Genomic DNA, 12570 nt, shown 5'->3' on the forward strand with positions numbered 1-12570 from the left:
CTAAGTGTTGATAAAATCAACTGAAAGATCGCCATGCTTTCTATCCATGTGATCATGGCATAACTTACTGTCCATAAAATAAAAGCACCTCTCGGTGCTTTTATTGTGTGGACTAATTGTATACTGAAAGCGAATAACTCAATCTAAAGCTATTTCGTCCCGTTAGCTATAATATTACGTGCCATTTCATCGGCAATTAAACCCGTTGGCATCTTATTAGCCGCGGCAGTTTCAAAAACAGTGATCAAGGTGTTGTAAATATTTTCCACTAACTTTGTTGCACTGTCAGCACAATAGGGTTCGGGATAAATTTCTAACGCAACGTTAATAATACCACCGGCATTGATAACATAATCAGGGGCATACAATATCCCTTTTTCTGTCAGCATATGATCATGGCGAGACTCGGCTAATTGATTATTAGCACAACCGGCAACTATTGTGGCTTTTAATTGCGCTATACTATCATCGTTAATTGACGCACCTAATGCACATGGCGAGTATACATCAACATCTTGACTATAAATCTCGTCTAAACCAACAACAGTAGCATTTAGCTCTGCAACGGCTTTATCGAGCGCAAGCTGATTAATATCAGTTACAATTAACTCAGCGCCAGCGGCATGTAATTTTTCACAAAGTGAATAACCCACACTGCCTAAGCCTTGCACGGCAACTTTAATACCGGTTAAATCATCTTTACCTAACTTAAATTTAACGGCTGCTTTGATACCTAAAAATGTACCTAAGGCGGTAAATGGCGCGGGATTACCACTTTTACCTTCAAGACCAGAAACAAAATCGGTACTTTGGTTAACAATCGCCATGTCGCCGGTAGTGATATTAATATCTTCAGCGGTATAGTAACGACCATTTAAATTATTAACCGCTTGGCCATAGGCTTTAAACAAGGCGGTTGATTTTAGTGTTTTGGCGTCACCAATGATAACACCTTTGCCACCGCCTAGTTTTAAACCGGCCATGGCATTTTTATAAGTCATGCCTTTAGATAAACGTAATACATCTTTAAGTGCGGCTTCATCACTGGCATAATCCCAAAAACGACAACCGCCAGCTGCTGGCCCTAAGGCTGTGCTATGAACAGCTATAATGGCTTTTAGCCCAGATGCTTCGTCACTGCAATAAACAACTTGTTCATGGTTATCAAAATCTACTAAATCAAAAACGGCCACTATCGAAATCTCCATTGATCTTAAACAGTTCAAGTATTAATTTTACTTCAACTAGGGTTGTAATAATTCGCTGCGCACAATACCATTTAGATAAATGCTTCGCTAGTGAAGCTATAAATAAATTTGAACTTTGCTGTGAATTAATCCATACAAACTTCCCGTTATTAACTTATTAATAAAAAGACCCTAAACATGACAGATAAATTAGCAATGACTCAAGAACAACAACAAGCTTGGATTCGAGAGCAGTATTTAAAAGCAACTAAATATCTTGCAGAGAAAGGCTTAGTAACAGAGAGTGTTGCCGACACTGAAAGTCGTTATTTGATCCCTTTAATGGCGGTATGGAAAATTAACTTGTTAGATAAAACCAAGGTGTGGGTGATTAGTGGCGATTTACCGACAGACCATTTAGTGTTAGAACAAAGCGAGCCGGCTCGTAACGTATTACGCCACTTTACTTTTAAATGGCAAATACAGGCTGATAGTCTGTTAAAAAGTGACGTTGAGGAACAAGTCGAATATGCCAAGCTGCTAATCAATAAAGCGGAAGGTCTTTATCAGCTTCATGCTAAAGACGACTTATGGGTTGAGCAATAGACTGACATTGCAATGGTTTGCTACTTTAAGCGCTATTGATGAAGGTGGCTTGATTTAAAAAGGCTGCAATAAAAAGCGCAGATTATTCTGCGCTTTGTTTTATCTTCTAAGCTTATCTGCTAGTCGATAAACTTAGAATTTAAATTCAGCGCCTGCATAATAAAATGCGTGATTAAATTATATTTTTCAGGCTGTAATCACTAACGTACTGTTTACAGAACTCTACTCTACGTTTATAACTTGAGCTTTATTCTATATACCAATAACCTTTATTTAAAACATTGGTTAACAGCTGAGTGTTTTTCAAACAAGTGTTAAGCGTTTTCATTTTACTTGTGCTTAAAGGCTTTTGTTGTGCTAGCTGCTGCGCTAGTGCTAGGGTTTGTTTTTCTAATGGAAAACTTTCTCCGTTGAGAAAAAGTGTTAGCTGAACATCATTTATTATGGCGGCCTTTAATCCTGATACTGGCATAAATGAAATATCTGTCTCTGATAGTATATCGAGCAGTTTATCTTTATCTATGTCATTGACAGGCACTAAAATTTCTAGGGCATGATGACCCTGTGTTAGGTATTGGCCCATAAATTGTTCATAAAATTCTTCTTGCTCAAGCTGTTGTAGCATAAAGGCTTTTAATTGCTTTTTGTCATCGGGTGTAATAGTAAAACTTGTTTGGCATAAGGCTCTTGCAGGATCACTAAACCTTTGTTCACCGAGATTGTTATCAATGAGTTTATCAGCAAAACTTGACCAGAGTTCTTGGCTGGACGGTGCTTGAAAGCCAATAGAAAAATTAACTGAATTCTCTATTGATAGACCTTTGTGTGGGTGGTTTGGTGGAATATAAAGTAAGTCGCCTGCTTCTGTTATTTCATCAATAATCGCTTCAAAGCTTGAAACTTGTTTAAGATCAGCATGAGGTAATAAGCTTTCTAAGCTGCTATCGGGTGCACCAACTTGCCAGCGCCTTTTGCCACTGCCTTGAATAATAAAAACATCATATTGGTCTAAATGCGCACCAACGCCGCCATTAGGGGTTGAAAAACTGACCATAACGTCATCTATACGCCAGCTAGGAATAAAAGCAAAGGGCGCAAGTAAATTATGTGTCGGCCGTGACCAGTTGTTTACCGCTTGTACTAATAGTGTCCAATTAGACTCGCCATATTGAGAAAAATCTTCAAAAGGGCCATGGTCAACTTGCCAGTCGCCTTTGCTATTAGTACTAACGATACGCGACTGTATTTCAGCTTCCATGGCTAATCCGGCTAGCTCGTCTGCGCTTATCGAGTCTTTAAAATTAGCAAAAGCTTGTTTGATCAATAATGGTTTTTTTTGCCAATATTGTGCAAGAAATATTTCTGGAGTTAAATCACCCCAATTTAACGAGTCTAAATTCATTGTGAAACCTTATTTGCATTGCTATTAATGGGTTATTTTTAAAAACTGAATAACAAAAAGGGAGCCAATAGGATCCCTTTTTTATATCAACAAAACTTTATAGACTTATTATAATTAGTCTAGTTCGTCAATAAATGTTACTGCGCGGCCAATGTAAGAAGCTGGTGTCATTTCACACAGTTGTGCTTTTGCTGCTTCTGGTAATTCTAACGTCATGATAAACGCACGCATTGAATCACCGTCAACACGTTTGCCACGGGTTAACTCTTTTAGTTTTTCGTAAGGCTTTTCGATGCCGTAACGACGCATAACGGTTTGAATTGGCTCGGCAAGCACTTCCCAATTTGAGTTGAGTTCGGCTAATAAATTCGCTTCATTCACTTGTAGCTTGCTGATACCTTTACGTGTTGCTTGATAAGCAATTAAGGTATGGGCAAAGCCTACACCTAAGTTACGTAAAACGGTAGAGTCGGTTAGGTCACGTTGCCAGCGAGATATTGGTAACTTCTGGGCTAAATGGGTAAATAAAGCGTTGGCAATACCTAAGTTACCTTCTGAATTTTCAAAATCAATCGGGTTAACTTTATGTGGCATGGTTGAAGAGCCAATTTCACCGGCAATAGTTTTTTGTTTAAAGTGGCCAATGGCAATATAGCCCCAAACATCTCGGTCAAAATCAATTAAAATGGTGTTAAAACGTGCAATCGCATCAAATAACTCTGCTATATAATCATGCGGTTCAATTTGCGTGGTGTATGCATTAAAGCTTAAACCTAATGAGTTAACAAATTCATTAGCAAAATTGTGCCAGTCAACTTCAGGGTAAGCCGATAAATGGGCATTATAGTTACCGACAGCACCGTTAATTTTTCCTAGCATTTCAACTTGTGCAATCTGCTCACGTTGACGTTTTAAACGCACGTAAACATTGGCCATTTCTTTACCTAGTGTACTAGGAGATGCTGGTTGACCGTGGGTACGACACATCATGGGAATATTTTTATATTCAATCGCCAAGGCTTTTATATCACCAAGGATATCGTCAATCATGGGCATTAATACTTGTTCGCGACAATCCGTTAACATTAAGCCATGTGAAAGGTTGTTGATGTCTTCTGAAGTGCAAGCAAAATGGATAAACTCTGTTATTGCATGTAATTCAGCATTACCACTAATTTTTTCTTTAAGGAAATACTCAACCGCTTTTACATCATGGTTGGTAGTGGCTTCAATGTCTTTAATACTTTGGGCATCGGCTTCAGAAAACTCAGTAATAATGGCATCTAATAGCGTATTAGCTTGAGCAGAAAAAGGCGCAACTTCAACAATTTCAGCGGTCGCTGCTAACTTTTGTAACCAACGTACTTCGACCGTAACACGGTATTTAATTAAGCCAAATTCGCTAAAAATAGGGCGCAATGATTTAACTTTACTGCCATAACGCCCGTCAACCGGTGATATTGCACTTAATGCTGAAAGTTCCATAGTAATTTCCTGAAGTTAATTTTAAATTTCGTTGAGTAATTTTTGTGCACACGCCACCAGTTTTGTGCGCCCAAATAATATATTTCTACGCTTGCCGCCCACTTGACGCCATAACACGCTTGAGCGAACACCCGCGAGAAGTAAGGCGCGGATCTTATGCTGATTACTTTGTTGCTTGAGCAAACTTGGTTCACCCGCCACTTGAATAGGCGTGCCTATTGGACTGAGTAAGTCGCTATAAATACTGGCTAAACTAGCAATGAGCGTGTCACTGGTAATCTCGTAATGTGCGAGCTGACGTTGGCTTTGTTCAATACGTTCACCCAGTAGCGATAATTGATTTTTTTTATTGGCTAAACGTCGCTCTAACCCTAATAAGCTGACCACATAGCGGGTTAATTCTGGATCTTTTTTACTGGTTTGATTACCTAACTGCTCAATTAAGGCTTTTAATCCTGCTGTTAAGTGTGCAATGTCGTTACTATAAACCTCTAAAATGCTTTCGGGTGAAGTCACCATAATACTGTTGAGCATGACAGCGAGTTCAGCTTCTTCTACTGCGCCAGTACGCGCTATTTTTTGCACTAAAACGGAGGCTTGGCAAATTGCTGCCATGGTAATAGTTTGTTTTTCTAAATTATTCATGTATGCCTTATATTAACGAATAAGGGAGTTGATAATAGCGCCACCTAGGCAAATATTATCTTGATAAAACACCACAGATTGACCGGGTGTTACTGAACTTTGCGGCTCAGTAAACATCACTAAATATTCACCATTGGCCATAGGTGAAAGATCACAAGCGACGTCTTCTTGTCGGTAACGGGTTTTTACCGTACAACTTATTGGCGTAGTTAATTCAACTCGCTCAACTAAATGTAATTGATTTGCTATTAAGCCTTTAGAAAATAGGCGAGGGTGATCATGGCCTTGGCCAACAACCAGTACGTTACGATCAAGATCTTTGTCAACCACATACCATGGCGCGTCACCCGCATTGGCTAGACCGCCAATACGTAAGCCCTTGCGTTGACCTAGGGTGTGATACATTAAACCGTCATGTTCACCAATAGCTTCTCCTTCTGGTGTTTCTATAATACCGGGTTGCGCCGGTAAATATTTGCCCAGAAAGTCTTTAAATTTTCGTTCACCAATAAAACAAATGCCGGTACTGTCTTTTTTGTTATGGGTGATTAAGTCTGCTTTTTCAGCGATAGCTCTCACTTGTGGTTTTTCAATATGGCCAACCGGAAAAAGTGTTCTACCCACTTGCTGATGACTCAAGGTGTAGAGAAAATAACTTTGATCTTTGTTACTGTCTAAACCACGGTGCATCTGCCATTTACCGTCGATAAATTTACGTTGTACATAATGACCGGTAGCGATGTAATCAGCGCCTAGGTCTTCGCAAGCAAATTCAAGAAAAGCTTTAAATTTAATTTCTTTATTACACATAATATCAGGGTTGGGTGTTCTACCCGCTTTATATTCAGCTAAAAAATACTCGAAAACATTGTCCCAGTATTCAGTAGCAAAATTGATAGTATGAAGCTTAATACCTAGTTTCTGACAAACACTTTGTGCATCCGCTAAATCTTCTGCCGCGGCGCAATATTCATCGTCGTCATCCTCTTCCCAATTTTTCATGAACAAGCCTTCGACTTGATAGCCCTGTTCTTTTAATAAATAGGCAGAAACCGATGAATCAACACCACCCGACATACCCACTATTACTTTAGTATCTTGCGGTAATTTTTCGTTTGGTGTTATTGAGTTTACATTTACATGTTCGTTTGAGGTCATGACAACTAGATTTCAATAGAAAATGGCGCGAAATTATAGCATGGTCATTTAGCGTGATGAAAGATTAAAGATTAGATTTTAAGTGACTTAAGGGGATTTTTTTACCGCTAAGGTAATCTTCAATACATTCTAGGACTAAAGGGCTGCGTAATTGCGCTGATTTTGCTTTAATTTCTGCTAAAGTAAACCAATGGCACGCTATAATTTCCTCATCTTGTGGTTGGCATGATACTAGCGATTCAAGCTCAATAACAAAACAAAAGCGTAAATAATACAGATTTAACGATTGCCGATAATAATAGTAAATACCGCAAAGGTGATCAGGCGAATGGCTTAATCCTGTTTCCTCTTGTAACTCTCGCATGGCGGCAGTCATTAAGCTTTCATTGGCTTCTAAATGCCCAGCAGGTTGATTGTAAACTGTTTTACCCTGCTCTATTTCTTCAACCAATAGAAATTTATCTTGGCAGGCAACGACCACAGCAAGGGTGGTGTTAGGTTTGAATTGTTCGCTGCCGTGCGGGTTTGCTACGGGTGTGTTTGATACTAAATTATCCATGATTGACTCTTTTATAATGACCATTATTAATGCCATCTAAGGTCCATTCACCAATACGATAGCGAATTAACCTCAGGGTTGGAAAACCGATGTGAGCCGTCATTCTTCTTACTTGACGGTTTTTCCCTTCTTGTATGGTTATCTCTAACCATGTTGTTGGGATCGCTGCGCGCTCTCTAATGGCCGGAACACGCGGCCAAATGTTAGGCTGGGCTATTATGTTGATTATAGCGGGTTTTGTTAAGCCATCTTTTAATTCAACGCCTTGGCGAAGTGCCACAATATCGGTTTCTGTTGGTACGCCTTCAACTTGCGCCCAATAGGTTTTATCTGTTTTTTGGCTTGGATTAGCGAGTTTATGCTGAAGCTTTCCATCATTGGTTAATAAAAGTAGTCCTTCACTGTCTCGATCGAGTCGACCGGCCGCGTAAACATCTTTAACGTCAATGAAGTCTTTGAGCGTTTTTCGATTTTGATCATCCGTAAATTGGCACAATACATCAAAAGGTTTATTAAAAAGCACGATTTCTGGCTTAAAATCAACTGGTCGTACCTTTGTGGCTTTTCGCTTGTATTTTCTCATAACTGTTTGATTTTGTTTTATTGTCACTAATTTTCACCTTGTGAAATATAGACTAGTAATAATTCATCTATTTTAATGCGCTCTGAATTCCGATACTATTCGCGCGAAAAATATATCTTTTATCGATAAAATGAAGAGCCATTCAATTTCAAATGACTATTCATTTTATCGATAAATGGCAAATCAGCAAAGGATTTTTAAATGACCACAGATACCTCAAAAATTATTTATACTATTACCGATGAAGCACCAGCTTTAGCAACGCATTCTTTTTTACCTATAGTGAAAGCATTTGCTGCGTCTTCTGCTATTGATGTTGAAACTCGCGATATTTCATTTGCCGGTCGTATTATAGCTAACTTTCCTAAATACTTAACTGCTGAGCAGCGTATGGACGATGCCTTAGCTGAGTTAGGCGAATTAGCCAAAACACCTGAAGCTAACATTATTAAGTTACCTAACATTTCTGCGTCTATTCCTCAGTTACAAGCAGCGATTAAAGAACTGCAAGCCAAAGGTTATAATTTACCTAATTACCCTGAAGAGCCGCAAAATGAAGCGGAAGAGTCGATTAAATTCACTTACGCTAAAGTGCTAGGTTCAGCGGTAAACCCTGTGTTACGAGAAGGTAACTCAGACCGTCGCGCGCCTAGCTCAGTGAAGCAATATGCGCGTACTAATCCGCACTCAATGGGCGCTTGGTCACCTACGACTAAATCACACGTAGCACATATGCAATCAGGTGATTTTTACGGTAGTGAGAAATCAGTAACCATTGATGGCGCAACCAATGTTAAAATTGAATTTGTTAGTGCTAATGGTGACGTAACCTTATTAAAGGAGCATTTGGCGTTATTAGATAAAGAAGTCATTGATGCCTCACTGATGAGCAAAAAGGCACTGGTTGACTTTTTTGCTACTGAAACTGAAAAAGCAAAGTCTGAAGGTGTTTTACTTTCTCTACATTTGAAAGCCACTATGATGAAAGTGTCTGACCCGATTATGTTTGGTCATGCCGTTAAAGTGTTTTACAAAGATGTGTTTGCCAAGCACGGTGCTACTTTTAATCAATTAGGTGTTGATGCGAATAACGGTATTGGCGATGTGTATGCGAAAATTGGCCGTTTATCAGCGCAAAAGAAAGCTGAAATTGAAGCGGATATTGCGGCGGTATATGCCACTCGTCCTGAACTAGCTATGGTTGATTCAGACAAAGGTACTACCAATTTACACGTACCAAGCGATGTTATTATTGACGCCTCTATGCCGGCAGCACTGCGTTCATCAGGTATGATGTGGGCACCAGATGGTACGTTAAAAGAAACCAAATTTATGATCCCAGATCGTAACTACGCTGGTGTGTTCTCTTCTGTTGTTGATTTTTGTCGCAAAAATGGTGCCTTCAACCCAACAACCATGGGCTCAGTACCTAATGTTGGCTTAATGGCGCAGAAAGCGGAAGAATATGGCTCACACGATAAAACATTTACCATGTCCGGTGAAGGTAGTATGCGTGTTGTTGACGATAACGGCACAACGCTACTAGAACATGCAGTGAGCGAAGGCGATATCTGGAGAATGTGTCAAGCTAAAGACGCGCCGATTCAAGATTGGGTAAAATTAGCAGTAACTCGTGCCAGAGCCACAAATGTTCCAGCTATATTCTGGTTAGATGAAAACCGTGGTCATGATGCACAAATGATCAAAAAAGTTAACACCTACCTTGCCGATCATGACACTACTGGTTTAGACATTCAGATTATGGAACCGGTTAAAGCTTGTGACTACACCTTAGCGCGCGTCGCTAAAGGTGAAGATACAATCTCAGTGACGGGTAACGTATTACGTGATTATTTAACGGACTTATTCCCTATTTTAGAGCTTGGCACTAGTGCAAAAATGCTTTCTATTGTGCCATTAATGAATGGTGGTGGTTTATTCGAAACAGGCGCTGGCGGTTCAGCGCCTAAGCACGTGCAACAGTTTGAAAAAGAAAATCACTTACGTTGGGACTCATTAGGTGAGTTTTTAGCGTTAGCGGCTTCTTTAGAGCACTTAAGCATTAAAACGGGCAATACTAAAGCAAAAGTGTTAGCGGATACTTTAGATATAGCAACGGCTAAATTTTTGCAAGAAAACAAATCACCATCACGTCGTGTTAAGGAATTGGATAACCGTGGTTCTCATTTCTACTTAGCGATGTATTGGGCACAAGCACTTGCAGAACAAACAAGCGATGAAAGCTTGAAATCAAGTTTTGTTGCTGTTGCTCAAGCACTGACTAAACAAGAAGCGAAAATTGTTGCAGAGCTTAATGCTGCTCAAGGACCTAGTATGGATATTAATGGTTATTACTTTGCTGATAGAGGATTAGCCGAAAAAGCTATGCGTCCAAGTGCGACATTGAATACCATTTTATCAAATTTACTCTAAGTGTAATTTATCAGTAAATTTTAAAAACTAGGCGCTTGCCTAGTTTTTTTTTGCCAAAATTTTAACCAGTAAAGTGAAAAATTTATTGCCGGTTATAGCTTTATTTTTGATAAAAGTTTGCATTTTATTTATACAAGCGTTTTACTTATTCATCGTGATGATTTTCATTATCACGATTTCAGTATTAGTGTCATTGCTCTTTTTCTATTATTTTAAGATTAAGAAATTAGCAAACGGCTATTTTATCAGTAAATTTTGGAGAGCTCATATGTTGAACCATGTAAATATTCCTAGTGAAGGTGCTAAAATTACTTCAGAGCAAGGTTTGTTAAAAGTACCTAACAACCCCATCATTCCATTTATTGAAGGTGATGGCATAGGGGTCGATGTAACACCCCCTATGATGAAAGTGGTTGATGCTGCCGTGAATAAAGCTTATGGCGGAGATAGGAAAATTCATTGGATGGAAGTGTATGCTGGAGAAAAGGCAACACAAATTTATGACTCAGAAACTTGGTTGCCCGATGAAACTTTAGCCATGTTCAAAGAATACAAAGTTGGTATTAAAGGCCCGCTAACCACACCAGTTGGCGGCGGCATGCGTTCATTGAATGTTGCCTTGAGACAAATACTAGATTTGTATGTGTGCCAGCGACCGGTACAATGGTTTACTGGCGTACCAAGCCCAGTTAAAAAACCTAGTGAAGTAGACATGGTGATTTTCAGAGAAAACTCTGAAGATATTTACGCAGGTATCGAATATCAAGCGGGCAGTGATCAGGCTAAAAAAGTGATCAAATTTTTAACTGAAGAAATGGGTGTTACAAAAATTCGTTTCGAAGAAAATTGTGGTATTGGTATCAAGCCTGTGTCTAAAGAAGGTACACAAAGATTAGTTAGAAAAGCTATTCAATACGCTATTGATCACGACAGAGAGTCGGTTACTTTGGTACATAAAGGTAATATCATGAAGTTTACTGAAGGGGCTTTTAAAGAATGGGGTTATGAATTAGCTCGAGAAGAGTTTGGCGCTGATCTATTAAATGGTGGTCCTTGGTGTAGTCTTATTAACCCTAAAACAGGTAAAGAAATCATTATAAAAGATGTTATTGCCGATGCGATGTTACAGCAAATATTATTACGTCCAGCGGAATATAGCGTTATTGCTACCTTAAATTTAAACGGTGATTATTTGTCAGATGCCTTAGCGGCACAAGTGGGTGGCATTGGTATAGCACCAGGCGCTAATTTAAATGATGAAGTCGCTATCTTTGAAGCAACACACGGTACAGCACCAAAATATGCTGGACTTAATAAGGTTAATCCTGGCTCAGTCATTTTGTCTGCAGAAATGATGTTACGACATATGGGTTGGACAGAAGCCGCTAACTTATTGTTAAAAGGGATGTCTGGTGCGATTAACGCTAAGACAGTAACTTATGACTTTGAGCGTTTAATGGATGATGCGACATTGGTGACTTGTTCTGAATTTGGTGATTGTATTATTGATCACATGTAAATAGATCACATGTAAATTCAACAGATATATAAACTGGAAATAGGTTATAGCTAGAGTCAAAATATTTTATTGCTAATAATTACTAACCATAAAAAAACACAGCCAAGTTGCTGTGTTTTTTATTTTAAGCCACAAAGTTAACTTAATTTAATTTAATTTAGTCGTCTGATTCTATTTCTGATGGCGTAATGCTTGCTGCGTGATCTCCTTTTGGCCCCCCATTTAATTCGTAGTTTACATCCTGTCCAGCTTTTAATGTACGGTATCCTTCCATTTGAATCGTTGAATAATGAGCAAAAATATCTTCACCACCATCCTCTGGACGAATAAAACCAAACCCTTTTGCATTATTAAACCACTTAACTGTACCGTGAGCCATACTTCAACATCCTTCTAAAATCATCGGTAATTAGGTATGCTTTGTCTAAAGCATTCTTTAAAGTCCTCTTTAAAGTATTAGTATGCACTTTAAAGTATTAGTATTAACAAGTATTAGTATTAACTTTTGGAGACAAAAAAAAGTCACCAAAGTAAATCGTAGATAATAAATAAAAATAATCAAGTTTTATAGTATGATTTTTGATATTTTTAGTTATTATTTTTCTCAAATCTTAAAGCAAAAATTTAACTGACAGACTAATATAGAATTATGAGTAAATGGAAAGAGTTAATAGACGATCAAAACGTTCTTGATGATGAGGTTGTTGAAAAGTTTCAGAAACCCCCAATGTATACAGTATTGTTATTAAATGACGACTATACTCCGATGGACTTTGTCATTGATGTGTTGTGTAAATTTTTTAATATGAACTCGGAGCAAGCGACAGACATTATGTTAGCGATTCATTATAAAGGGAAAGGACGTTGCGGCATCTTTACTGCTGAAGTAGCAGAGACGAAAGTTGATCAGGTGTTGAGTTACGCAACAAGCAATGAACATCCGCTTAAATGTACCATGGAAAAAGTGTAAAAACGCAAGATTTAAATTGGAGT

The 12570-nt window shown here is 38.6% G+C and carries 12 protein-coding genes; 4 read left to right on the forward strand and 8 right to left on the reverse strand.

Features of this window, described 5'->3' with window-relative positions; genetic code table 11:
* Positions 1-149: 149 nt before the first annotated feature.
* Positions 150-1193, reverse strand: coding sequence for an amino acid dehydrogenase (locus H4J54_RS10890; protein ID WP_310650140.1), 1044 nt, complete (start codon positions 1191-1193; stop codon positions 150-152).
* A 192-nt stretch (positions 1194-1385) separates the two neighbouring features.
* Between H4J54_RS10890 and H4J54_RS10895 the strand changes: the two genes are divergently transcribed.
* A complete protein-coding gene (locus H4J54_RS10895; RefSeq protein ID WP_220464272.1) occupies positions 1386-1793 on the forward strand; it encodes a DUF4826 family protein in 408 nt (135 codons plus the stop codon).
* Between the two features lie 247 nt (positions 1794-2040).
* Here H4J54_RS10895 and H4J54_RS10900 read toward each other — a convergent pair whose 3' ends face one another.
* The 6 genes from H4J54_RS10900 to H4J54_RS10925 all read right to left on the reverse strand — a co-directional run bounded on the left by H4J54_RS10900 (position 2041) and on the right by H4J54_RS10925 (position 7625).
* Positions 2041-3195 (reverse strand): cupin domain-containing protein, encoded by a 1155-nt coding sequence (locus H4J54_RS10900; protein WP_182190904.1) that lies wholly within the window; start codon positions 3193-3195, stop codon positions 2041-2043.
* Between the two features lie 114 nt (positions 3196-3309).
* Complete coding sequence (gene purB / locus H4J54_RS10905) at positions 3310-4680, reverse strand: adenylosuccinate lyase (RefSeq protein ID WP_182190905.1); 1371 nt, start codon at positions 4678-4680, stop codon at positions 3310-3312.
* 21 nt (positions 4681-4701) lie between these two features.
* Complete coding sequence (gene hflD, locus H4J54_RS10910) at positions 4702-5325, reverse strand: high frequency lysogenization protein HflD (RefSeq protein WP_182190906.1); 624 nt, start codon at positions 5323-5325, stop codon at positions 4702-4704.
* Between the two features lie 12 nt (positions 5326-5337).
* Positions 5338-6483 carry a tRNA 2-thiouridine(34) synthase MnmA gene (gene mnmA / locus H4J54_RS10915; protein ID WP_182190907.1) on the reverse strand — a complete coding sequence of 382 codons (1146 nt, stop codon included), beginning with the start codon at positions 6481-6483 and terminating at the stop codon, positions 5338-5340.
* A gap of 64 nt (positions 6484-6547) precedes the next feature.
* A complete protein-coding gene (locus H4J54_RS10920; protein WP_182190908.1) occupies positions 6548-7042 on the reverse strand; it encodes an NUDIX hydrolase in 495 nt (164 codons plus the stop codon).
* Positions 7035-7625: a pseudouridine synthase gene (locus tag H4J54_RS10925; protein WP_182190969.1), complete on the reverse strand. Its 591-nt coding sequence runs from the start codon at positions 7623-7625 to the stop codon at positions 7035-7037. Before H4J54_RS10925 ends, H4J54_RS10920 begins: the two co-directional genes overlap by 8 nt.
* Positions 7626-7826: 201 nt before the next feature.
* Here H4J54_RS10925 and H4J54_RS10930 point away from each other — a divergent pair, with 201 nt between their 5' ends.
* Positions 7827-10058, forward strand: a complete 2232-nt coding sequence (locus tag H4J54_RS10930) for an NADP-dependent isocitrate dehydrogenase (protein ID WP_182190909.1) — start codon at positions 7827-7829, stop codon at positions 10056-10058.
* Positions 10059-10326: 268 nt separating this feature from the next.
* Complete coding sequence (gene icd, locus H4J54_RS10935) at positions 10327-11577, forward strand: NADP-dependent isocitrate dehydrogenase (protein ID WP_182190910.1); 1251 nt, start codon at positions 10327-10329, stop codon at positions 11575-11577.
* A 157-nt stretch (positions 11578-11734) separates the two neighbouring features.
* On the opposite strand, the gene cspD is transcribed toward icd, so the two are convergent.
* Positions 11735-11956 carry a cold shock domain-containing protein CspD gene (gene cspD / locus H4J54_RS10940; RefSeq protein ID WP_182136792.1) on the reverse strand — a complete coding sequence of 74 codons (222 nt, stop codon included), beginning with the start codon at positions 11954-11956 and terminating at the stop codon, positions 11735-11737.
* Positions 11957-12226: 270 nt separating this feature from the next.
* Here cspD and clpS point away from each other — a divergent pair, with 270 nt between their 5' ends.
* Complete coding sequence (gene clpS, locus H4J54_RS10945; RefSeq protein WP_182190911.1) at positions 12227-12547, forward strand: ATP-dependent Clp protease adapter ClpS; 321 nt, start codon at positions 12227-12229, stop codon at positions 12545-12547.
* Positions 12548-12570 lie beyond the last annotated feature (23 nt).

Source organism: Colwellia sp. MB3u-8 (genome assembly GCF_014076985.1).
Taxonomy (GTDB): Bacteria; Pseudomonadota; Gammaproteobacteria; order Enterobacterales; family Alteromonadaceae; genus Cognaticolwellia.

Coding starts and splice junctions, on each gene's coding strand:
- H4J54_RS10925 (WP_182190969.1), bottom strand. CDS start 7,625: ATGAGAAAATACAAGCGAAAAGCCACAAAGGTACGACCAGTTGATTTT.
- H4J54_RS10900 (WP_182190904.1), bottom strand. CDS start 3,195: ATGAATTTAGACTCGTTAAATTGGGGTGATTTAACTCCAGAAATATTT.
- clpS (WP_182190911.1), top strand. CDS start 12,227: ATGAGTAAATGGAAAGAGTTAATAGACGATCAAAACGTTCTTGATGAT.
- hflD (WP_182190906.1), bottom strand. CDS start 5,325: ATGAATAATTTAGAAAAACAAACTATTACCATGGCAGCAATTTGCCAA.
- H4J54_RS10895 (WP_220464272.1), top strand. CDS start 1,386: ATGACAGATAAATTAGCAATGACTCAAGAACAACAACAAGCTTGGATT.
- H4J54_RS10930 (WP_182190909.1), top strand. CDS start 7,827: ATGACCACAGATACCTCAAAAATTATTTATACTATTACCGATGAAGCA.
- purB (WP_182190905.1), bottom strand. CDS start 4,680: ATGGAACTTTCAGCATTAAGTGCAATATCACCGGTTGACGGGCGTTAT.
- mnmA (WP_182190907.1), bottom strand. CDS start 6,483: ATGACCTCAAACGAACATGTAAATGTAAACTCAATAACACCAAACGAA.
- H4J54_RS10920 (WP_182190908.1), bottom strand. CDS start 7,042: ATGGATAATTTAGTATCAAACACACCCGTAGCAAACCCGCACGGCAGC.
- icd (WP_182190910.1), top strand. CDS start 10,327: ATGTTGAACCATGTAAATATTCCTAGTGAAGGTGCTAAAATTACTTCA.
- cspD (WP_182136792.1), bottom strand. CDS start 11,956: ATGGCTCACGGTACAGTTAAGTGGTTTAATAATGCAAAAGGGTTTGGT.